20 protein-coding genes, 1 tRNA gene and 2 pseudogenes are annotated in these 22,759 nt (G+C 47.0%); 11 read left to right on the forward strand and 12 right to left on the reverse strand.

Going from position 1 to position 22,759, the window contains the following annotated elements; all coding sequences use genetic code 11:
- Positions 1-97: 97 nt before the first annotated feature.
- Complete coding sequence (gene ruvB / locus NC994_RS08400) at positions 98-1,201, reverse strand: Holliday junction branch migration DNA helicase RuvB (RefSeq protein ID WP_190432713.1); 1,104 nt, start codon at positions 1,199-1,201, stop codon at positions 98-100.
- Positions 1,202-1,304: 103 nt separating this feature from the next.
- Here ruvB and hisF point away from each other — a divergent pair, with 103 nt between their 5' ends.
- From hisF to dndE, 5 genes and pseudogenes are all read left to right on the forward strand, one after another.
- Positions 1,305-2,075: an imidazole glycerol phosphate synthase subunit HisF gene (gene hisF / locus NC994_RS08405; protein WP_190432715.1), complete on the forward strand. Its 771-nt coding sequence runs from the start codon at positions 1,305-1,307 to the stop codon at positions 2,073-2,075.
- Between the two features lie 102 nt (positions 2,076-2,177).
- A complete protein-coding gene (locus NC994_RS08410; protein ID WP_190410773.1) occupies positions 2,178-2,390 on the forward strand; it encodes a hypothetical protein in 213 nt (70 codons plus the stop codon).
- Between the two features lie 67 nt (positions 2,391-2,457).
- A tRNA-Ala gene (locus NC994_RS08415) sits at positions 2,458-2,530 on the forward strand.
- Between the two features lie 97 nt (positions 2,531-2,627).
- Positions 2,628-3,272: pseudogene (gene dndD / locus NC994_RS08420) on the forward strand (DNA sulfur modification protein DndD); the annotation flags it as partial.
- Positions 3,273-3,277: 5 nt separating this feature from the next.
- Positions 3,278-3,673 (forward strand): annotated as a pseudogene (dndE, locus tag NC994_RS08425) (DNA sulfur modification protein DndE).
- 11 nt (positions 3,674-3,684) lie between these two features.
- On the opposite strand, the gene NC994_RS08430 reads toward dndE, so the two are convergent.
- From NC994_RS08430 to NC994_RS08455, 6 genes are all read right to left on the reverse strand, one after another.
- Positions 3,685-4,920 (reverse strand): DGQHR domain-containing protein, encoded by a 1,236-nt coding sequence (locus tag NC994_RS08430; protein ID WP_190410771.1) that lies wholly within the window; start codon positions 4,918-4,920, stop codon positions 3,685-3,687.
- Positions 4,883-5,701, reverse strand: a complete 819-nt coding sequence (locus NC994_RS08435) for an HNH endonuclease (protein WP_190432717.1) — start codon at positions 5,699-5,701, stop codon at positions 4,883-4,885. The genes NC994_RS08430 and NC994_RS08435 overlap by 38 nt, the downstream gene beginning before the upstream one ends.
- 74 nt (positions 5,702-5,775) lie before the next feature.
- Positions 5,776-6,021 carry an HTH domain-containing protein gene (locus NC994_RS08440; protein WP_190410769.1) on the reverse strand — a complete coding sequence of 82 codons (246 nt, stop codon included), beginning with the start codon at positions 6,019-6,021 and terminating at the stop codon, positions 5,776-5,778.
- A gap of 12 nt (positions 6,022-6,033) precedes the next feature.
- Positions 6,034-6,846: a restriction endonuclease gene (locus tag NC994_RS08445; protein WP_190410768.1), complete on the reverse strand. Its 813-nt coding sequence runs from the start codon at positions 6,844-6,846 to the stop codon at positions 6,034-6,036.
- Positions 6,847-6,865: 19 nt separating this feature from the next.
- Positions 6,866-8,047 carry a phosphoadenosine phosphosulfate reductase family protein gene (locus NC994_RS08450; protein ID WP_190410767.1) on the reverse strand — a complete coding sequence of 394 codons (1,182 nt, stop codon included), beginning with the start codon at positions 8,045-8,047 and terminating at the stop codon, positions 6,866-6,868.
- Positions 8,048-8,233: 186 nt separating this feature from the next.
- Positions 8,234-8,707, reverse strand: a complete 474-nt coding sequence (locus tag NC994_RS08455; RefSeq protein ID WP_190410766.1) for a hypothetical protein — start codon at positions 8,705-8,707, stop codon at positions 8,234-8,236.
- A 54-nt stretch (positions 8,708-8,761) separates the two neighbouring features.
- Here NC994_RS08455 and gcvT point away from each other — a divergent pair, with 54 nt between their 5' ends.
- Positions 8,762-9,907 carry a glycine cleavage system aminomethyltransferase GcvT gene (gene gcvT, locus NC994_RS08460; RefSeq protein ID WP_347276930.1) on the forward strand — a complete coding sequence of 382 codons (1,146 nt, stop codon included), beginning with the start codon at positions 8,762-8,764 and terminating at the stop codon, positions 9,905-9,907.
- Between the two features lie 4 nt (positions 9,908-9,911).
- Complete coding sequence (locus NC994_RS08465) at positions 9,912-10,949, forward strand: M28 family peptidase (protein ID WP_190432719.1); 1,038 nt, start codon at positions 9,912-9,914, stop codon at positions 10,947-10,949.
- Between the two features lie 81 nt (positions 10,950-11,030).
- On the opposite strand, the gene NC994_RS08470 is transcribed toward NC994_RS08465, so the two are convergent.
- Complete coding sequence (locus tag NC994_RS08470; RefSeq protein ID WP_190432721.1) at positions 11,031-11,873, reverse strand: alpha/beta hydrolase; 843 nt, start codon at positions 11,871-11,873, stop codon at positions 11,031-11,033.
- 84 nt (positions 11,874-11,957) lie between these two features.
- Here NC994_RS08470 and gcvH point away from each other — a divergent pair, with 84 nt between their 5' ends.
- Together gcvH and gcvP are read left to right on the forward strand one after the other, a co-directional pair.
- Positions 11,958-12,347: a glycine cleavage system protein GcvH gene (gene gcvH, locus NC994_RS08475; RefSeq protein WP_190432723.1), complete on the forward strand. Its 390-nt coding sequence runs from the start codon at positions 11,958-11,960 to the stop codon at positions 12,345-12,347.
- Between the two features lie 428 nt (positions 12,348-12,775).
- Entirely contained in the window at positions 12,776-15,724 is a 2,949-nt protein-coding gene (gcvP, locus tag NC994_RS08480) for an aminomethyl-transferring glycine dehydrogenase (RefSeq protein ID WP_190432725.1), read from the forward strand.
- Positions 15,725-15,836: 112 nt separating this feature from the next.
- Here gcvP and NC994_RS08485 read toward each other — a convergent pair whose 3' ends face one another.
- Both NC994_RS08485 and NC994_RS08490 read right to left on the reverse strand, forming a co-directional pair.
- The gene (locus NC994_RS08485) at positions 15,837-17,969 is read right to left on the reverse strand and encodes a tetratricopeptide repeat protein (protein WP_199299450.1); all 2,133 of its coding nucleotides are present in this window, start codon (positions 17,967-17,969) and stop codon (positions 15,837-15,839) included.
- Between the two features lie 63 nt (positions 17,970-18,032).
- Entirely contained in the window at positions 18,033-18,434 is a 402-nt protein-coding gene (locus tag NC994_RS08490; RefSeq protein ID WP_199299451.1) for a hypothetical protein, read from the reverse strand.
- A 164-nt stretch (positions 18,435-18,598) separates the two neighbouring features.
- On the opposite strand from NC994_RS08490, the gene NC994_RS08495 reads away from it, so the two are divergent.
- Positions 18,599-19,111 carry a DUF1648 domain-containing protein gene (locus NC994_RS08495; protein WP_190432727.1) on the forward strand — a complete coding sequence of 171 codons (513 nt, stop codon included), beginning with the start codon at positions 18,599-18,601 and terminating at the stop codon, positions 19,109-19,111.
- A gap of 135 nt (positions 19,112-19,246) precedes the next feature.
- Here NC994_RS08495 and NC994_RS08500 read toward each other — a convergent pair whose 3' ends face one another.
- Positions 19,247-20,122 (reverse strand): NAD(P)-dependent oxidoreductase, encoded by an 876-nt coding sequence (locus tag NC994_RS08500; RefSeq protein WP_190432830.1) that lies wholly within the window; start codon positions 20,120-20,122, stop codon positions 19,247-19,249.
- 247 nt (positions 20,123-20,369) lie between these two features.
- Between NC994_RS08500 and NC994_RS08505 the strand changes: the two genes are divergently transcribed.
- Positions 20,370-21,986: a Na+/H+ antiporter gene (locus tag NC994_RS08505; protein ID WP_190432729.1), complete on the forward strand. Its 1,617-nt coding sequence runs from the start codon at positions 20,370-20,372 to the stop codon at positions 21,984-21,986.
- Here the strand turns inward: NC994_RS08505 and NC994_RS08510 are convergent.
- Positions 21,952-22,659: a TrkA family potassium uptake protein gene (locus tag NC994_RS08510; protein WP_190432730.1), complete on the reverse strand. Its 708-nt coding sequence runs from the start codon at positions 22,657-22,659 to the stop codon at positions 21,952-21,954. The two genes, NC994_RS08505 and NC994_RS08510, sit on opposite strands and share 35 nt — an antisense overlap.
- Between the last annotated feature and the right edge of the window lie 100 nt (positions 22,660-22,759).

A 22,759-nucleotide genomic window follows, 5' to 3' on the forward strand; every position in this document is an offset into this window, starting at 1 on the left:
TTTTGGTAGCATAGGCGCTGCCCAGCAGAAAGCTAATTCCTGGGCAATGCCCATCCTACTACTGCTGTATTCGTCATTTGTCTTTAGCTTATTATCCTTAGAATAATGACGAGTCATATCCTAAGTGCTTTCGGGCTGCGGGAGTGGCAATGCGACCGCGAGGCGTTCGGTGCAAATAGCCAATCTGCAATAAATACGGCTCATAGACATCTTCAATCGTTTGGGCATCTTCCCCTGTGGCGGCGGCGATCGCTTCCAAGCCTACAGGCCCCCCATTAAATTGTTCTATCATCACGGTCAGCATTAACCGATCTGCCCAATCTAAACCCATTGGATCTACACCGAAGACTTCCAAAGCTTCCACTGCAACAGGTTTAGTAATTTCCCCAACTTTTTTTACCTGAGCAAAATCTCGCACCCGTTTTAAAAGGCGATTGGCAATTCGGGGAGTTCCACGGGAACGACGGGCAATTTCTTCAGCACCATCCGGCGTAACCGGGGCTTGGATCACCTCAGCAGTCCGCTGCACAATCAAAATCAGTTCATCCAACTCATAAAAGCGTAACCGTTGAATTAAACCAAAGCGATCGCGCAACGGTGACGACAGCGAACCTACCCGCGTCGTTGCGCCTACTAGCGTAAACGGCGGTAGCGGCAAGCTGCGAGTTTTCGCACTTTGACCCTTGCCAATCGTAATATCTAACCGAAAGTCCTCCATTGCCGGATAAAGCAATTCCTCGGTCATCCGACTCAAGCGGTGGATTTCGTCAATAAATATAATATCTCCCGGCTTCAGGCTCATCAGTATCCCTACAATATCGCGGGGACGCTCCAAAGCGGGTGCAGATGTGATTTTACAAGTGGTTCCCATCTCCGTCGCTAAAATCAGCGACATCGTGGTTTTTCCCAAACCCGGCGGGCCATACAGCAGCAAGTGATCCATCGACTCGTCTCTGCCTTTTGCCGCTTGAATCGCAATTTCTAGAACGCCCTTGAGGTCTTTTTGCCCGATATAGTCAGCCAGCCGCTGGGGTCGCAGACCTTCTTCCTGCTTCTCGGTTTCGTCCATTGCGACAGTTGGCTGTAATAACTCTTCAACCGTTTCCTCTGGCTGAGATTTGCGGCGTCCCCCTGGCTTTCGGCGTTCCTGGGGTTTCCCGTTGGGTTCTTGAGGCTGTTGTTTAGAAGAAATTATCGCCATGATTAAAAATTTATTTTAAAAACAATACCAAGACATGAAGACACAGAAGGTCTAGAGTGTATAGGCTTTCATTATCATTACATCGGGGAACCAGAGGATTGTCATGCTTGCAAAAAGAATACTGCCTTGCTTAGATGTGAAAGCGGGGCGAGTTGTCAAAGGGGTTAACTTTGTCAATCTCCAGGATGCTGGCGATCCGGTGGAACTGGCACAAGCTTATAATCAGGCGGGTGCAGATGAGTTGGTGTTTCTGGATATTACTGCCACTCACGAAGACCGGGGCATCATTCTGGATGTGGTATATCGCACCGCTGAGCAGGTATTTATCCCCCTTACCGTGGGCGGGGGAATTCAATCCTTAGAAAATATTAAACAATTGTTAAGGGCTGGCGCAGACAAAGTCAGCATTAACTCGGCGGCGGTACGCGATCCAGAGTTGATCGATCGGGCGAGCGATCGCTTTGGCAACCAGTGCATTGTGGTAGCAATTGATGCACGAAAACGGCAAGACCCCACCAACCCCGGTTGGGATGTTTACGTGCGTGGTGGGCGGGAAAACACAGGCATTGATGCGATCAATTGGGCGCAAGAAGTCGAGCAACGCGGCGCGGGCGAACTGCTCGTCACCAGTATGGACGCCGATGGAACTAAAGCAGGCTATGATTTAGAGCTTACCCGTACCATAGCGGAGCAAGTACAAATTCCAGTGATTGCCTCCGGTGGTGCTGGTAACACGAGTCACATTTATGACGCCTTAACGGAAGGCAAAGCAGAAGCTGCCCTGCTGGCTTCCCTTCTGCATTACGGAGAACTCACTGTATCAGAAATCAAAAACTATCTCGCAGAGCATCAGGTGCCGGTGCGGCTTTTGTAAAGGCGAAACTTCTTCCTTCTGGAAGAAGCGGCTTTGGCTTTGTAGCATCAATCTGTTCGGTTGTATATATTAGAATAAAGGAAGTGTTACAAAACGTAAATTATGTTAGTTGGTATTTTAATTTTTGATGTGGCTCTGGTGGCGTGGTCGCTGCACCTGATGCAGGAAGCCTTCGACCAACAGGAGTTCTCTTTAATGCTTGCTGGCACCCTGGTGGCGCTATCCGCAGCCGCCATGCTAGTTGTATATTTCCTGATGAACAGCTACATGGGTTATATCAGCCATCTTGCTCAACACCCCTGTTCGTTTTATTAATTTATCGTTGCGGAAATTTTACTTGACGACTTGCGAATTTTTAAGGCATAATCATAAAGCACCGTAAGGGGTTATAGCTCAGTTGGTAGAGCACCTCAATGGCATTGAGGGGGTCAGCGGTTCGAATCCGCTTAGCTCCATAAGAATAAACCTCACCCCCAATCCCTCTCCTGTGACTTTACCCATAAGTTTGCTGGAATGGCAAACTTATGGGTAAAGTCATAAGAAGTCGTGAGCCTCAAAGCGGATCGCGAACATAGTCAGCGGCTTCTTGACCAAGCAGAACAAACACTTGCTCGCACCAGGCAAGAACTAATGGATTATGGCAAGCTGGCGATCGACCGCAAAAATGACGAGCATACACTAGCGGCGATTGCTAAAGTCCAAGATACCCTCAAAGTCTTCAAGCAAAAGCTGAAACTCCGTAAGCTGAACCAGCTTGAAACTCTGGTGACGGAGTGCTTTCTCTACTTGCTGCACAAGTCGAATTTGGTGCATCGTGTCCAAATCGACACCGAAACCTTCAGCCTTTCCCTGTTTGATTACGAAGGGCAGCCCGTACCTAAACATCGGCTGTCCCCTGGTGAAAAGCAGCTACTGGCGATTTCCCTATTGTGGGGATTAGCTCGTGCCTCTGGTCGGCAGTTACCTGTGGCAATAGACACTCCACTGGGTCGGCTCGATTCCTCCCATCGTGCCAATCTGGTCGATCGCTACTTTCCGCAAGCAAGCCACCAAGTGCTTTTGCTCTCGACCGATACTGAGATTGGCAAGACGGAGGTGAAGCGGTTGCGGGAGAATGGGGCGATCGCTCGTGAATACTTTCTTAAGTACGATCGCACTAAGCACCAAACTCAAACGAAGTTCGGTTACTTCAGGTAAAGGCTATGGAACCTCCTGTTGATCGAGTTCGTATTTCTCAGGCTGCCAAGGATCAACTGATCAAACTTAAGCGGTCTACTAAAATTGACCAGTGAAACGTTCTCTGCCGTTGGGCGCTTTGCCGTTCTTTAGCAGAACCGACCCCACCATCTCCTATCCCGATTCCTGTGGATAGCAATGTTGAAATGAATTGGCAGGTATTTGGCGGTAATATGTCTGACGTACTTTTAACAGCACTCAAACAACGTTGTCACAATGATGGTTTACCTATTAACCAAGAGGTTCTTGCAACTCAGTTCCGTTTACATTTACATCAAGAAATTGGTTATCTAGCAGGGGATTCCAACATTAAAAGCGTAGAGAAATTAGTATCCTTAAAAGAGAATACGTCTAGCAAATGAGGTAATTGCTTTTAATCGTTCATGGCTGGCAGCTGTAGCTTTGCGTGCCATACTTCCCTTAATCTCTCATTACGTATTATCTGCTCTAGATCCTCTTTAATCATCTTCCTAACATTGGCATTATCTTGAATTCTGATTGACCACTCAGCTTGCCAAAACTCTTCTGGAACTTGTCCAATAGCTTTCTCAACGACTTGTGTTTCTACACTCTCAGAGGAAAAAATATCTACTAGTCCAAATTCCCAAGCCTTCTGCAATCGATCAATTACAAATTCGTTCAGCGCATTAATATTAACTTTCGTCATAAATTTGTTTTCTTTTCCCCATAAGCTTGAATAATTTTTGCTTATGGACATCCATATAGAACAGAAAAACTCAGTCATTGAGTCTTCATCTTCATCCAGGAACGGAAATACTGACCTAATGTACCTTAATGCTTGTTCTATAGCAGTGAGAGGAACTAATTTCTGACCAACTTTGTTATAAGGCCAATCTAGTAATCCTCTAAATGGACTAATTAGTAAATCGTTAATATCTCTTAACACTGGGGAGGTATCCCCATATCTTACTCCTGCTTTTAACAGTCTACTTTGAAGTGATTCCTCGTCTAAGTTTGCAATGATTGCTTTAACATTGTCTGTTGGTACTCGAACAGCTTTGTTATTAATTACAATGAACTGAAATGCTTGTTCTTCAAGAGAGGCATCTAATAAAGTTACAGCAAGCACAGGTAAATCCTCTCCCTGAAAATCAGATATTCCAAATATACGATGCTGTCCATCCACAATAAATGCAGGACGAAGATGCTCCGGTAAGTTCTGTTCAAATGAAAAACTTAATATTCCCCATGTCAATTGTCCATCGCAGTTATTGTAGGGATCAACTTCGGATAAGCAGTCAGAAACTTCTTTATTCAAAGATGTAAACCTGGCTCCACTCGGTCCAAATGCTAGAAGAACATTATTTGGGATAGTATTCTTAGAATCAGAATTGATGAAGCGAGTAATTGCTTTTACTCGTGACTCTCGGAAAGGACGTTGGGTGCCTTCAGAAAAATCTTGAACCCTTCTTACGCCTGCCCATTCCTTAATATCTTTCGCACGAGCATAGAAAACAAAAAAGGCTGTGGTGTCACTATCGGAACGTTGAATTACGCGACAGCCAAAATAATTTCTGCTTTCCATAGTTTTATAATCTCTTCTATTTTGATTATTCCCTAGCATGTTGACTACAATAAGTATCAACATTTAGGAAATGCCAGCTATCTTCAGTCTCTTGCCTGCAAAATTCTAATTCACCTTCATAGGCTGGTTCTTTGCCACATATTACACAACTGAAGCTATTTTTCATTAAAATCGCTATTCTATATTCCCACTCCAAACTATTGAAGAAATGCACACTGTTTTTGTCGCTGCTTAAGCAGATTTCCTCATAGTGGAAATCTGCCACGTCAATATAATTAGACTTGATCTCGCTGCAACGTTTGCAGGAAACTCTCAGATTAGTATTGTCACTCGCTCCACCTAATGATCTGGGCCAAACGTGCTCGATAATTGCTGAATTGTATAGATTTTCTTGCTCAAAATCCAAAGAGCATCCGCATATATAGCATCTTTGACCAGTATCTCTAGCTCGTCTTATTAAATTACGCTTTGTTGTAGCACTAGGCTCTTTAAATTTCTCTCTTAAACAATCTAGAAGTAAGATGAGCAACTTTTCAGTTTTGTTTCTTGGAATATGCGTGTATTCCTTCAAAAATCTTCTAACTTCCTCAATATACCTTCCACTAGGATACTCAGCAGGATTGAATTTATTACTTAGGTATTCAGTAGTAGTTAAAAGTCGCCTAATTAGATAATTGATACTGCTTTCATAAGCCAATTCAAAAAGACGCCCATCAGATGCTAAAGCATCATCCATCTTGAAGATGGAGCAGGTTTGATCTCGTTGACTAGGAGGATAAAGTTCCTTTAAAAAGATCTTCAGTGCTTGCCCTGGATTAATGTCATATTTGTTCTGACTTGACATACTTACTGTCCTAAATTTTCAGCACTAAGCCTCTATGCTTTCTTAATAACTACTACAAGAGCAGCAAAAGATGGTCAGTTAATAACTGAATATCTGCCATCTGGAAGTTTCTTAAAATACTTTTCGGAAGTTGTATTCTTCCGGTTTATCCCTTCACAGCGACGCTCAATTGCTCCACGCACAATTCCTTTAGGATCTTTAGCACTAAATTCATACAATTTCCGGTCAACAATTGCATGGGTGATGTCAGCCGCAGACATAGGTTTTTGAGCGGCTTTCAGCACCTCGATTACAGCTTGAGCAATTGTTCTATTTTCCATAATTTTACTTGTTTAACTAAGTGAACCATCTATCTCAGATATTACCAAATCCAAGGCATTGCTATAAATTGGAAGGCTTTCAACCTCAACGCCAAATTTTTTATCTATCATTAAATCAACAATCAATGAACTATCAACTAAAATGATAGGAACAGCACCCGGTTGAAAAGAGGCTTTTTCAGCTTCTGACGTGAAGTTAGATGTCGTAAAAAAGTATCCCTGCTCACATTTACCCTGAATATCACCTCTAAATTGAGCAATTTCCTTCCTTCCAACCGGAGTCTTTTTCCATCGTTTAGACTGAAAAGAAACCTTTAAATCAGCCAACCCAACTTTCAGCTTTCCAAAACCATCGATTCCTCCATCCCTACTTTTTCGAGTAACTTCAACATCATGAAAACCATATACTTCTAAAAGTCGCTTACTAAAGATTTCAAAGGTAGTTGGATCAAGTCTTTTCAGTTGCTCTAAAATTCTTGTTCTAAAATCAGCAATATACTTTTTATGAAGTAGTGTTAATTCTTCAAGAAAGCCACCACGAACCTCTTCCTCAACTGCTTTGTCGCTTTGCTCTAATGGAGCACCTTTCAACCAATAGGTTCCATTCTTCAATAGAATAAAGTATTTCTTGGAAGAGGCAGAAGAGAAATTTAATCCTTCACAATGGCGTCTAACCTGACTGCGAACAATATGAACCGGATCATCAGCTTTGAATTTGTAGAAATCGTGATCAGTGATAAGTTGATAAATTTCTGAAATTGACAGAGATCTATTGGCTATCTGCATTACTTTAGCAATTGTTTGAACAATAGTTCCCTCTTTCATACTTGTCATTTAGCTAGTATCAAAAGTCTGACCCAAAGAGTAGTGACTGAATGCTACCATCCGATAGAATCTCAGGCAGCCATTCATCTCCTCTTGGCTCTGTACTATCCCACTTTTCGGGGTAAGTATTTGCTGCAATCAATTCCTCAATGCGGGTATGCTCCTCCTGGTTGATTAGGCTGATCGTTGGACGATTTTGGGCGATCGCGGCTTGATTAACCTCATCCTGAATTGCCAAAACCTGCTCAAGCATCCAACGACGAGCATCCATATGAAGTGGTCCTAAACGATTCTGCTTGGCTGAGAGAGAGCCATCTTTTTTGACCTCTCCATGTTTACGGTGACGATACTGCGGCTTCTTAATTTCCCAATACAGGGGTCTTAGCTTTTGTAAAGGTGCCAAGTAAGTCCATTCTGGCTGAGCCACGACGCGATCGAGGGGACAGCCAATACAACCTGTTCTGGCATTAAGCGGCTCCTCCCCATCGCTGACATCCTGCCCGTAGACCCTGGCAATCTCAAAGGTGGGGAATCCAAGTTCTAAATCGGCGTGAAGCAGCCAGTCCCAAACATGGCAGACCCGCCAATGACCGATCGGTGCTAACGTATCTGCTACAGCCCCCGAAGACGAATGCTGGAACCAACCTTGACCACACTCTCCGCCGTCCTTCGTACAGCTAATCGCAATCCGCTGATCTCTGGCGGCACTCTCTCCAATCCGTACTCCTGTGATCATCAAAAACTTTTCGCCCCGCTCCTGCCGTAGGGCTTCTAGCTCCCGTTCCATGCTCATCACCTTCAGCTTGGGTGTACACCAGCGAAAGGTATTAGAGGGTGGCGGAACTCCTCGACCTAGAATGTAAACAAAATAGCGGTGATCTAGTTCCGGTAAGACTACACGGGTTTCAAACCCGCGTTTGCGAAGCTCCTCCGAAATCCCCAGTGCAGACGAATACAGGGGTGGTAGCTCTTGGCGAGTGTCGGCGTAAAGGACGGTTAAGCTCTCAGGTTTGGGAACTTGCTCCGTTTCGATCAGGTGGGCAATGAGGGTAACAGTAGCAGAGGAATCCTTCCCTCCAGAGAAGGCGATCGCCCAGTGTTTGTAGAAGCAGCCATAGTGACGCAACGATTCCACCGATAGCTCAATGCTCCTCGGCAGCGTCAATCGATCTTCTTCAAACAGACTTAGCGTTTTTGCCACAAATACCCACTACCAATAGCGTTGTTTGCTTACTTTAACAGTTAGTTTTCCCTACGCCATCTCTTTTAGATGTGAATCGTCTACCACTATATCTAGTGGAGTGCCATTCAAAACTAAAATTTTAGCTGTAAATTATGGTTTTAATGTGCTAATAGTATAGCCGTACTGCGATCGCCCAGGTCGCTTCTAACTGGCAATGTTGGCATCAAATAGGCTCAGGACATGAGCTAGATGGCGATGCCAGTTTAAGCCACCCGAATGCAGCGTCAGAATCAGAAGCGTCAGCGGGAGCTTGCTGGCGATATGGTCAACGCCTGGATTGCACCGCTCCATGTACTCCACCCACGCATCAAAAGCCCACTGCTGGATCTGGGCATCGTTCTCTTGTAGGTAAGTCGCCCAATCAGGGTGAAGGACGATCGCCTGCTGGTCATCCGTAAAGGTGTAGAGTGGCTTGCGGGTTTCGTCTGTGTAGCTGCGATTTCCAATCGCCAAGCTACAAAAATTAGAGGCACTGAGTGAAAGCGCGAACTGACAAGTCAGCGCTTCGCTATCGCATCCAATACATCCAAAGAGTGCGAACTGACAAGTCAGCGCTTCGCTATCGCATCCAATACATCCAAAGAGTGCGATCGCTACCTGCCGTTTTATACTGCTCAAGCAAGAAGCATCCCGTAGGATAAAAGATATCCACCTGCGACGGAATGACTATCTGTGGCTAAGTCAGAAGAATTGCATCCAGAGGCGGCGCTTGCCCGTACTCCCCTATATGAACTTGCCCTCGAACAAAAAGCCCGATTGACTGCCTTTTCCGGCTGGGAAATGCCCGTACAATACACCGGAATCGGACAAGAACACCTGGCAGTCCGCACCACAGCGGGAATGTTCGACATCTCCCACATGGGGAAATTTACCTTCAAAGGGAAACAGCTGATTTCGTACTTACAGCCTCTCGTTCCCTCAGATTTGAGCCGCCTGAAAGCTGGTGAATCTCAGTACACCGTCCTGCTGAATTCTCACGGCGGCATTTTGGACGACATTATCTTCTATTATCAGGGCGAAGATGCAGACGGCCAGCAGCGAGGAGCGATGATTGTCAACGCCGCCACTCGATCCAGAGACAAAGCATGGCTGTTTGCCCAACTGGAATCTTCTCAAATTGATTTCGAGGATCTTTCCCTAGCAAAAGTTTTGATTGCCGTTCAGGGACCACAAGCAATGTCATATCTTCAGGAATTTGTCAAGGAAGACCTGACGCCGATTAAGGCATTTGGACATTTGGAAGCAACCGTCTTGAATGAGCCAGCTTTCATCGCCCGGACTGGGTACACGGGAGAGGATGGATTTGAAGTCATGGTAGACCCAGAAGTGGGGGTAGACTTGTGGCGCAGTCTTTTCACTGCTGGTGTCGTACCCTGCGGACTTGGTGCCAGAGACACCCTGCGCCTGGAAGCAGCAATGGGCCTCTACGGGCAAGATATGGACGAAAGCACCACCCCTTTAGAAGCTGGATTGGGTTGGCTGGTTCATCTGGATACGAAAGGCGATTTTATCGGGCGTCCAGTCATAGAAAAACAGAAGGCAAATGGCGTAGAACGACGCTTGGTAGGACTGCAAATGCAGGGGCGTTTTATTGCGCGTCATGGCTACCCGGTGCTATCCAACGGTGAAGCCATCGGCGTCGTCACCAGCGGTACCTTAGCACCAACGGTAGGGCAACCCATCGCCCTGGCCTATGTTCCTCCGAATCTGGCTCAGATTGGTCAGGAATTGGAAGTAGAAATTCGGGGCAAAGCTTATCCAGCCGTTGTGGTTAAAAAACCTTTTTATCGCTCCCCCAGTCGTCTTCCTAGCAAGTAAATGTATGGCGAACCGAGGTGGCTGGAGAAGGTGGTTGGTGAATCGGGCGGCATTGATTAGGCTTGCCATCATCGGCATTCTTCTGGGTATTGCGATCGCTTGGGCGTGGTTTACATCGATTTGGATGCCCGGAGTCAGTTACCAAGCTGCATTGCCGCCGCTGACTCCCCAGGAGGAAACGCTGCGAGATGCCCTCCGGCAAGATGTGGAAAAGATTGCCGGTGAACTAGGAGAACATAACTTCTCAAACTATAAGAATCTAGCGGCGGCGGCTGATTTCTTGGAAGCATCGTTGAGCAGTGCTGGCTACAAAGTTCAACGCCAAGGATACAAAATTGCTGAGAACACTTATTACAACCTAGAAGCCGAGATTGCTGGGACAAATCGAGCCGACGAGATTGTGGTGATTGGGGGTCACTATGACTCTGTATTTGGAAGTCCCGGTGCCAATGATAACGGCACGGGTGCCTCAGCCGTCCTAGAGTTGGCGCGTGCCTTTGCTGGAAAAAAGACCTCCCGAACTCTGCGCTTCGTTGAGTTTGTGAATGAGGAACCGCCATTTTTCCAGACGGCGGAGATGGGAAGCGTCGTTTATGCCAAACGCTGCCGCAACGCCGGTGACAATATTGTCGCCATGCTCAGTTTGGAAACAATCGGCTACTACTCCGACAAGCCAGGAACCCAGAACTACCCATTTCCCTTAAGCCTGTTCTATCCCTCACAGGGTAACTTTATTGCCTTTGTGAGCAACCCAACCTCTGCTGATTTGTTGAGGAAAGCGATCGCCTCTTTCCGTCGTCATGCGAAGTTTCCCTCCGAAGGTGCCGCCCTCCCAGAAAGTATTCCCGGCGTCGGCTGGTCGGATCAATGGTCTTTCTGGCAGCAAGGTTATCCCGGTATCATCGTCACAGACACTGCACCCTCCCGTTACCTCCACTATCACACTTCACAAGATACCCCCGATAAAATTGATTACGACCGTTTGGCACGGGTAGTAGCGGGATTAGAGGGCGTTGTTGCCGACTTGGCGGAGAGTCAGTAATCCAGGTTATTTGCACGGCTTCAAGCGTCAAGCGATCGCGTTTTCAGTCAAGCCTGCGGGGAGTGTGCCTATCCCCAAGCTTCATCCTCTGGGCAGATTGCGCTGAAACTGCTCCACCAACTGGGCAAACTCCCGTACAGCTTTCTCCGACTGCTGTGCTGCAACCCAGCCAAAGTCATTGTGACCTGCCTCATCCACCCACAAAAAGCGCTTCGGTTCGTTCGCAGCCGCAAAAAGTTGCTCCCCGTGCCAAAAGGGAATCACTTCATCCCGCCTCCCGTGCATGACCAAGACTGGGCAACGCACCTTTTTAATCTTGTCGAGATTGCGGAACCTATCAAACGGCACAATTGGGATGCGCGTCAGGACTCGAAATGCTGTAACAAAAGCACTTTCCACAATTAAACCCGCAAGCGGTTGACGAGAAGCCAAATCCACCGCTGGCCCACTTCCCACCGAACGCCCATAGGCAATAATTCGATTCGGTGGCACACCCAGTTGCTGAGTCAGATAAGTATAAGCAGCGTCGATATCCCGATAAGAATTGCGCTCGGTAGGCGTTCCCTGACTGGTTCCATAACCGCGATAATCGTAGGCGAAGACAGCAAAGCCCATGTCCCGCAAACCTTGACGTACCGACAAGACATCAAATAAGTCTTCAGCGTTACCGTGACTATATAAAATTGTGTAAGTGGCATCGGGATTGGGCAGATAAGCTGCCGAGATTTGCACACCGTCCGCCGTGGTTAGCTTGAGAATCTCGCTACTGTCCCGATAGCTGGACGGCTGGGGCAGAAAAATCATCCTATCGGAAAAGAAATAGGCATAGAAGCAAAGAAAAGCGTAGATGAAGATGGCAGAGCGCATAAGTCTTTTAAGAGAAAACTCACCGAAAAGCAGGCGTTTAAGCTTTTTCTTATCCATAATGTTTCTGATATTACGGTTTGAAGCTGTAAACTTAATGGCTGGTTAAAGCTATTTGAGCGCGTATTTGAGGAAGGAAGTGCAATGGCTCTGGAATATCCTGAAGACCTAAAATATCTGGATTCTCACGAGTATGTGCGACTGGAGGGTGAAATTGCCACAATTGGCATCAGCGCCTTTGCAATCGATCAGCTGGGCGATATTGTATTTCTGGATTTGCCAGAAGTCGGAGACGCCCTCTCAAAGGGAGAGAGTTTTGGGACAATTGAATCGGTGAAAGCGGTTGAAGATATGTATGCCCCGGTCAGCGGGACAGTTATAGAACGCAATACTGCCATCTTGGAAGCTCCGGAACACGTATCGGAAGATCCTTACGGCGAAGGATGGTTTTTAAAAGTTCGGATTAACGACCCGGATGAGCTGGATGAGGCTTTATCGGCGGATGAGTATCGTTCGCAGGTGGAAGGAGAGTAGATCCGGACTTACCCACTGCAAGCTTGAAGCCGAGATCCCCCTAACCCCCTATTTTTCGGACGAGCCGGAAAAGTCCCCTTTTTAAAGGCTACGGTGTACACACAAGTCTTCTTGAACTTGCAAGTCCCGTTTTGATCCCCCCTACCCCCCTTAAAAAGGGGGGAAATAAATGTCAAAGTCCCCCTTTTTAAGGGGGATTTAGGGGGATCGATCAACGTTTTGCCACTTAACCAAAGATGTCTGTACACCGTAGCCTTTTAAAGGGGGATGCAAGGGGGATCTCTGCGTAAGTCCTATAAATAATTCCTTCCAAAATCTAAAATCTAAAATTGCAGTAACTTCGAGACGCGGCAAATCGGTGTTTCTACAGCGCCTGACCCCGAAAAATTATTGCAAAATATGAAATAGTCGCGTCTGGAGAGCAACCTGTGGTAATTTCTATCCCTCATACCGAGTCTAGCCGTCAGCATCTGCTAGAAGAAATGGGAGAGCCGATTTCTTTTGTACAGAGACATATCGGCCCTAGCCCGGATGAAGTCCAGCAAATGCTTGAGGTATTGGGGATATCGACCCTAGATGCCCTAATCGACCAAACGATTCCGCAGGCAATCCGGCGATCGCGTTCTCTGAATGGGGCAACTCCGAAAACAGATTCGCTCCAGCTTCCCCCAGCCCAGAGTGAGTACGCAGCGCTGAGTCGATTGAAAGCGATCGCTTCCAAAAATCAGGTATTTCGCTCCTTGATTGGCATGGGTTATTCCGATTGCATTACCCCACCAGTCATTCAACGGAATATTTTAGAAAACCCCGGCTGGTACACTGCCTACACCCCCTATCAGCCAGAAATTGCCCAAGGGCGACTAGAGGCGCTGCTGAATTTCCAGACAATGATCATTGACTTGACAGGTCTGGAAATTGCCAATGCTTCCTTACTCGATGAAGCAACCGCAGCCGCAGAAGCGATGACGATGAGTTATAGCCTCTGTAAAACCAAGGCAAACGCCTTTTTTGTCTCTAGCGCCTGCCATCCCCAAACGATTGAAGTATTGCAAACACGGGCAAGACCGCTTGGCATTAAGGTTATTGTCGGCGCTCATCAGAACTTTGATTTTGAGCAAGCAATCTTTGGAGCAATCCTGCAATATCCAGCTACGGATGGCACGATTTACGATTATCAGGGTTTTGTAGAAAAAGCTCATGGCGTGGGTGCTTTAGTCACCGTGGCAGCAGATCCCTTGAGCCTAACTTTGCTGACACCACCGGGAGAATTTGGGGCAGATATTGCGGTAGGAAGCACTCAGCGCTTTGGAATTCCCCTCGGATACGGGGGGCCTCATGCAGCCTACTTTGCCACCAAGGAAGAGTATAAGCGCCAGGTGCCGGGGCGAATTGTCGGCGTCTCTAAGGATGCCAACGGCAAGCCAGCGCTGCGTTTAGCTTTGCAAACTCGCGAACAGCATATCCGCCGCGATAAAGCGACCAGTAATATTTGTACCGCGCAAGTTCTCCTGGCGGTGATGGCGAGTATGTATGCCGTTTACCACGGGTCAGCGGGACTGAAAAAAATTGCCCAGAATATCCATCAGCTAACGGGAATTCTGGCGTCAGGATTGAAGCGGCTGGGGTACGGCATCGGTGCAGAGCAATTTTTTGATACGTTGCGGGTAGAGTTGGGCAAACGTACTCTCGAAGAGATTCTCGCAGATGCCCAAGCTCGTCAGATTAATCTGCGGATTCTGGATGCAAATGCGGTCGGAATCAGCTTGGACGAAACCACAACCTTACAGGACTTACAAGACCTATTTGAAATTTTCGCTGGGACACATGAGTTGCCGTTTACGGTGGAAGAGTTGGGTAAGGGCGTAACCCCGTCCCTAAAAGAGGGTCCCTTTGCCCGGAAAAGCAGCTATTTAACGCATCCCGTTTTTAACCGCTATCACTCAGAAACCGAGTTATTGCGCTACTTGCACCGTTTAGAGGCGAAAGACTTGTCGCTGACAACATCGATGATTCCCTTGGGTTCATGCACGATGAAGCTGAATGCGACTGCGGAAATGATCCCGGTAACGTGGGCAGAATTTGGCAAAATTCATCCTTTTGCCCCTCCTTCGCAAACACGAGGTTATCAAATTCTGTTCCAGCAGCTTGAAGCGTGGTTAGCTGAGATCACTGGCTTTGCGGGTATTTCTCTGCAACCCAATGCCGGATCTCAAGGCGAATACGCGGGACTGCTGGTAATTCGTCAGTATCACGAAAGTCGCGGGGAAGAACATCGGAATGTCTGTCTGATTCCTCAATCAGCCCACGGGACAAATCCTGCTAGTGCGGTCATGTGTGGGATGAAAGTGGTAGCGATCGCTTGCGACGATCGAGGCAATATTGATGTAGACGATCTCAAAGCGAAAGCCGAGAAGCATCGCCATGAACTCGCCGCTTTGATGGTGACATATCCCTCCACTCACGGCGTGTTTGAAGAACCGATTAAAGAAATCTGCAATATTGTCCACGCCAACGGCGGACAAGTTTACATGGACGGGGCGAATATGAACGCCCAAGTCGGCTTGTGCCGTCCCGGAGACTTCGGGGCAGATGTTTGTCACTTAAACTTGCACAAAACCTTCTGTATCCCTCACGGCGGCGGTGGGCCTGGAATGGGGCCAATTGGGGTAATGCCGCATCTCGTGCCATTTTTACCGGGGCACTCAGTTGTCCCAACTGGCGGCGAACAAGGCATCGGTGCCGTTGCAGCCGCCCCTTGGGGTAGCGCCAGCATCCTCCCCATTTCTTGGATGTACATCGCCATGATGGGGTCGGCAGGCTTAACAGAAGCGACAAAAGTAGCGATTCTCAATGCCAACTACATCGCCCGTCGCTTAGAAGCTTTCTATCCGGTTTTGTACAAAGGGCAGAATGGTTTGGTGGCGCACGAGTGTATTTTAGATTTGCGATCGCTTAAAAAATCTGCGGGTATCGAAGTAGATGACATCGCCAAGCGCTTAATGGATTATGGTTTCCACGCCCCTACCGTATCTTGGCCTGTAGCGGGTACGGTGATGGTAGAACCCACAGAAAGCGAATCGAAGGAAGAACTGGATCGTTTCTGCGATGCGATGATCTCGATTCGGCAGGAAATTGCGGAAATTGAATCGGGTAAGATGGACGCTCAAGATAATGTCTTGAAGAACGCACCCCACACCGCAGAAGCCTTAATGACTTCCGAGTGGAATCATTCCTATTCCCGCGAACAAGCTGCCTATCCTGCGCCGTGGACGAGAGAACACAAGTTCTGGCCTACTGTCGGACGCATCGATAATGCTTTTGGCGATCGCAATTTTGTTTGCGCTTGTCTCCCGATGGAAGCTTATTCACAAGGCTAGTATTCTTTGAAACAAAGGGCGATCGCACTTGCTAGTTGATGGTGAGTGCGATCACCTTTTTTTTTAAACGCATAGGTGCAAAGGACGCAAAAGGGGTATCGTTTTTGACCTATCACTGCCTAACGAAAGTGTGTAGCTGTCGCCATAGGCGATTAACCCATCGCAATAAAAAGCCAACTATAGCTTTTGGCAAACTCATCCAAATATTAGTCTTTCTCAAAAGGCGCTGAATAGCATTGTCAGCATCTTGGACATTTGCATCCAGTCCCATTGCTTGATACAAATCGCGGGCATTTTGGTAAGCAGCAATGGCTTCTGATTTTCGACCTAACTTTGCCAAAACATTTCCTAAATTAGATAAAGAAGCCGCTTCCCCATTGCAATTACCAATCTCCCGTTGTATTGCCAGGGACTGCTGATAGTAATTCATTGCTTGTTGGTATTGTCCCAAACAATTGGAAGTATTGCCCAAATTAGCGACAGAAGTAGCTTCCCCATTGCGATAACCAATCTCCCGTGTTATTGCCAGGGACTGCTGATGATAATCAATTGCTTGTTGGTATTGTCCCAGAGAACGGTAAACAATGCCCAAATTAGCGACAGAAGCAGCTTCCCCATTGCGATAACCAATCTCCCGTGTTATTGTCAGGGACTGCTGATAGTAATCAATTGCTTGTTGGTATTGTCCCAGAGAATCGTAAGCCGCACCTAAATTATTGAGAGAAAGAGCTTCCCCCTTCAGATCGCCAATCTCCTGTTCTATTGCCAGGGACTGCTGATAGTAATCAATTGCTTGTGCGTATTGTCCCAGGGAACAGTAAGCATTGCCCAAATTACCGAGAGAACTCGCTTCCTCATCGTGATCGCCTATATCCCGTGCTATTGCCAGGGAATGCTGATGGTAATCAATTGCTAGTGAGTATTGCCCTAAAGAATTGTAAGCATTGCCCAACCCAGTTAGAGAATCTGCGAATTCCCAACTTTTGGAGTTATTTTGGAGCCATCTTTCAACTAACAGCCCGTACAATTCAACTAGGTCAGTATTGTAACCTCGTAAAGTTAGAAAATCGTTACAGACGCGAATAATGTTGAAAGCGTAGTCATACTTTCCTAGCTGATAGCAGTGATAGAAAACTTCTAGGTATTCTGCTATATCGTCTTTCGTCTGCCAAGGACGTTGTTTAACATTTGAGAGATAGTAGTTAATCGCTTTTTGGTGCGCCTCAATTAAATCGCCCGCCTTTTGCTTGACATACGCCAAAATGAACGGGTGAAACTGAAACCATCGCCCTCCGTTCTTGTCCCTTTCCTCCTGCAACAGAGAACGCCTAGCCAACTGCCTTAAATCTTGCTCCGATACATTCTCTCCCGGCAACTGGGCAACTGCCATCGCCGCATTGGAAGGAATCCGATAGACACTCAAATTTAGTAGCAGTTTTTGCAACTTGTCACTGAGGCGGTTAAAGCTGGCATCTAACACTAGGCGCATCCAAATATCGATTTTGCCCCGGTGCAACCCTTTCAGCTTCTCGTCAGTCACTAGCTGGGCTACGTCAGCCAAACCATACCTTTGCAAGTGACTAATCTGCGGTTCTGACTCCTCCTCTGCCCGCAAAAAACCTGCTACCAGCGTCAGCAGTAGGGGATGTCCTTCTGCCTTTTTCGCAAACTCTTGCAACTCTGTCTCAGTCCCCAGAATCCCCAAAGCCCTCAACAAATTAGCCCCCTCTGCGGGTGACAATCCCAGCAAAGGAAGCCATTTCAACTTAATTTCTGGCAAATCCGGGCGTTCCCGCGTCGTTACCAGAATGACACTCTTACCGCCACATCCCAACCAACCGTGAAAAAACTGCTCGTAGATAGCATCCAGCCACCGCCCATCGTGTTGCAGCAGACTTTCCAGGTTGTCTATGACAAGTAAATACCGCCCCTCCCGCAGATGGTTCACCAACGCATCCACCAGCGACAATTCTGGAATTGCCTCCACAGTTGGCGGGGAAAGTCCCAATCGCAGCAAAACTCGTCGCGCCAACTCGGTAAAAGTCACGCGGCGGCTGACATCTGCCCAGAATTTTTTATCAAACTCAGCGCTATCGTCATCATAGATTTTGGCAGCCAGGGTAGATTTACCAAAGCCACCTAAACCTGTAATGCCAATCAGCCGGATATTTCCATCCGCCATCCATTCCCCGATTTTCTGCCGTTCCTCCATGCGCCCTTGCCAACAATCCAAGCTGGGGCGCATTTCATCGAGGTTAGCTGAGTTTTGAACTGGTTGAGGGTTGGTTTCCTGGTTGACTACCAGCAGTCAGGGGTTATTGATAACGTCACCAATATGCCCAACTGTATCAGCTTTGACTTGATAGCCTTTACTGCTGTCGTAGTTACTCTGATTCATGCTGCTGTTGTCTTCCAGGTTGCTGCCATTAATTTCTCTGGCAAGTGCTTGAATCTCTTGGGCAAAGGTTGGCTCTTTATCCATGCAAGCCTGCAAATATTCAGTAACCTGCACTAATTCGGACTTCGAGCCTTGCTCAACGGCTTTAATGGCTCTTTCTGCCTCCGGATTACCCCATAATTGATTCCAAATCTTCTGGCGTAGCAGATTTAACTTTTCAATGGCGATTTCCGTCAACTTACCAGCGCCACCCTCTATCATTCCGCCAAAGGCAATTTCTGCAATCTTTGCTGCTGTAAATCCAAGTACCATCTGTCACTGATTGGCTATGCTTGCCATTTGGTTGTAGCCCATCAACCCTCTATCTGCCAATGTTAAGATTGATGGCTTTACTAACTTTTCTCTAATTATGGCAATTGACTTTAGAGACAAACTGTGTATTAAATATATGCCGTTCTCGCCTAGCAATTAACCCTATGACTAGGAATCCATCAAATCAACGACCGATTTTGACAATAGCGCGATCGCCTATTAGTTGGGTGTTAGAAATAGCCGCAGTTGCAGGGATTTTCTGCATCATTGTAATTACCCTACAATCTTGGCCAAATCTACCCAACAGTATTCCCATCCATTTTAAGACGGGAGGCAAACCAAATGCTACGGGTAGCAAACAATTAATCTGGCTTTTCCCCAGCTTATCTATTTTAATTTATGTAGCGTTTACAGTGCTGCGTCAGTTTCCCCATACCTTTAACTATATTTGGGGAATTACAGAGCAGAATGTCGCTAAACAATATCAGCTAGCTGTTAACTTATTAGACTGGAATAAGGCAGAAGTTGTGTGGATACTTGCATTTATAGAATGGCAGATTATCCAGGTAAGTTTGGGACATTCTGCTGAATTGAGCGTAGATTTTTTTTCGGTAGTAATGCCACTACTGTTGGTCACAAATGGGCTGTATTTTTGGCAAGCATATCAAGCTCGTTAGTTAAGCTTATCAATTCCCCGGAGGTTATAAATCGCAGCTATACAGGAAAAGTCCACCGTTGCGGACTAATAAATTGAAACCCGCGCAGGCGGGTTTTGTATGTGTAGCCGCGAATTCTATTCGCTAAGGCATTTATCAAACCTTACCCCGCAACGCCGCTAACTCTTCCCGCACAGACAAAGGCGAATATCCTAATTCAAAAGCCTTGGAACTATCTAAAGAAACATCTGTTGGCCTTGGTGCAGACATTTTCACATCTTCTTGTCGGCAAGATTTAAGCCCCGCTTCAGGAAGTTGCAACACCTCCACTAATAACCGACCAAATTCATAACGCGATATCCGCTCTCTCCCGCCCAAATGCAGGCGTCCATTTACTTTCTCCAATGCCAATAAAAGCCCTTTTGCTGCTGTTGTTCCGCTAACTGGGGTTCGGAATTCATCAATAAATAAACTTAATTCTTTACCCTCTCTCAGCATTTGGATAAAGGGCTGCATGAAACTTGTAGCCGTAGGTGTTGCCATCCCAAACATTAAAGGCATCCGGCAAATAGCGGTCATGGGATAACGCTCTAACATCCCTTCTTCCGCCATCACTTTTTGCTCTCCGTAAACATTGACAGGAGACACGGGATCTGTTTCTTGATAGGGAGCGTTTAAGCCATCGAAAACTAAATCAGTGGAAGTGAAAACGCAAGGAATCGCAGCATCCGCACAAAGTCCCGCAATATTACAAGAGGCGGTGACATTAATCGGGTAGGATTCATCAGGATATTGTTGGCAAAAATTAGGTTGCGATCGCCCGGCGGTATGAATCACTCCATCTGGCTGAATCTCTTGGAACAGATGCTTGAGTTCCTGATAATCTTTTAACTCAATTTTCAGCAAATTTACGCCAGGAATCTCTAGAGAATGAGAAAAATAAGTTCCATAAACGTCCCATTCTTGTTGTGCTAGCTGGCAAAGATGCCATCCTAAAAAACCACTGGCACCTGTAACTAAGAGTTTTTTCATCAGATTCCCCAACCTGTCATATAAACCCACAAGCTTCCGCCAGGGGCTAAACCAACCAAGCCTGCGATCGCGCAGGCAAAAATCTCTGGAAGCGTCAACCGCAGCCAAAGCCCCCGAAAGTCGCATCCTTAAAGGTGACGGCTGTTAACTCAGAACAAAAGCATCGTAGCTCATCCTTTAAGATACTAAGGGCAGTTTTGTAGAACCTGACCCTTGGTGTATCGTTCATCACTTGTGAGTACGCGCTATGCAGTGGCTAAGCGAGCGATCGCTCCTGGCAGTCCCAACGGTCACAGGCAGCGAGAATCAGGGAAATGTTGCTGAATTAGTGATTTTTCTGATCGTCTTGTTGTTGGTTGCCACGGGGGTTGCCTTACTATCTCGACGATTTCGGATTCCCTACATTACAGGGTTAGTATTGGCAGGGTTAGCGATTACAGAGCTTTTGCCAGGTCGCATCCGTCTCGATTCCTCCCTGATTTTTAATCTTTTTTTGCCGATTCTACTGTTTGAATCGGCAATTAATACCGACATCAGTCGTCTACGCAGCACGTTTAAACCCATTGCCTTATTAGCAGGAGTGGGATTTCCCTTCTGCGCTGCCATCACCTCAGTCTTGCTGAAACTAGAACTCGGCTTAGATTGGGTTCCCGCCTTGCTAGTTGGGGTTATTTTGTCAATTACAGACACCGCCTTAGTGATTGCGGTTTTCAAGGAAGTATCTGTTCCCCACCGACTGGTTACGCTCGTAGAAGGTGAAAGCTTAGTCAACGATGATGTGGCGCTGGTTTTATTTAGCCTAATCTTGACTGCAAATTCAACTGGGTCATTAACGCCCCTTGATGTCGTACAAGCATTTTTGTTCGTAATTGTCGGCGGGATCTTAGTTGGCTTAGCCTTGGGCTATCTCAGTATTGGTTTATTTAGCCAAGCAGACGATCCTCTCAGCGTGATTTTACTCACGGTTGCCGTAGCGCTGGGAGCCTTCCAATTAGGCGAATTTTTCCACGTATCCGGCGTGGTTGCGGTTGTGGTGGCAGGACTGATTGTAGGCAACCTGGGGGTTTCTCGCAGTACCTCTGCTTCCACTCAAGTCACCTTGTTTAGCTTCTGGGAATTTGCCGGGTTTGGCGTCAATACCTTTATTTTCTTACTCATCGGCTTAGAGATTAATCTCATCACCCTTTGGCAGACGCTTCCAGCCGTTCTCCTCGCACTGATTGCCTACCAAGTCGGGAGGGCATTCACCGTTTATCCACTTTTAGACTTAGTGCGTTTTTTTGACAAACCCATTCCGGTGAAATGGCGGCACGTTCTCTTTTTGGGCAATATTAAAGGCTCGCTTTCGACTGCCTTGGCGTTAAGCTTACCGGCTAATTTGCCAGGACGAGATAAGCTGGTTGTGATTGTCTTAGGGATTGTGCTGCTGTCGTTAGTAGGACAGGGAGTAAGTTTACCGGGGTTTGTACGACGGTTAAAGCTCGATCGCCATTCCGAATCACGGCAGCAGATCGAAGAATTGCAAGCTCAATTGATGACTTCCAAAGCAGCGCAGGATGAATTGGAGAGTCTCCTGAAATCGGGAGTTTTACCAAAATCAATCTACGAAGAGATGCGAGCAGCTTATCAGGTGCGGGTAGCAGCTTCTGAAAGAACGTTGCGGGAGATATATAATCAGCGTCCCGAAGACTCTGCTGATGAAAGTAGCGATCGCCTAAAATTAGACACGATTCGTCGGCAATTACTCTTGGCAGAAAAGCAGGTACTCAATGACGCCCTCCGCAGACGAATTCTCTCAGAAGAAGTGGTGCAAGAACGCATCAAAACCATTAACGAGCAACTTCTAAGTTTGGAAGATGACTAGAACACAATCCTAAGAAATCAATCACTTGATGTAACTTTTCCGATTTCGTAACAACTAGCACGGTTGCTCCCGCCTCTAACACGGTCTTTCCATTTGGAATGACGAGATCGGTGTGGGAATGGGATTGATAGCCAATAATTAAAGAACCACTGGGAAATCGAGAATCCTGAGCGACTTGTGACACGGTATGTCCCGCAATGTCAGACTCCGGTGGAACTTTGAGTTTGAAGACTTCTACCTGACCCTGCTCAAAGTGCATCATCGATTCCACTTGGGGATATTCGATCGCATTCACCATTGTGGTCACGGCTAGGTCAACCGTACTGATGACATGATGCGCTCCGGCAATCCGATAAGGTTCGGCAAAATCACCTTGGCGCATCCGAGTCACAATATGGGAAACCCCATAGTGCTTGGCAAGTGTCACCATTGCCAGATTTAAAGCATCATCGCGGAGGGCAGCAACAACCGCATCTGCCTTGCGAATTCCAGCCTCTATTAGCACTTGCGTACTGACGGCACTGCCTTCAAAAGCCATCGCTCCAACTTGTTCGCGAGCATACCGGCAGGCGGTGGGATCGGTATCGATGATGGCAACCGTGTGTCCTAATTCTACTAATTGTTGGGCTAAGTCCAGCCCGACCAGTCCTGCTCCACCAATCAATACGTACATGGCTAACCTCTGTTGCAGGTATTTACGTCTGACCCTCAAAATCTACAGTGTAGTTGCTGGGTGGCGAAAGGAGTAAATTATCCCAATTGTTACTCAGGGC

The sequence above is a fragment of the Trichocoleus sp. AS-A1 genome (genome assembly GCF_039962015.1).
In the GTDB taxonomy this organism is placed as follows: Bacteria; Cyanobacteriota; Cyanobacteriia; order Cyanobacteriales; family FACHB-T130; genus FACHB-T130.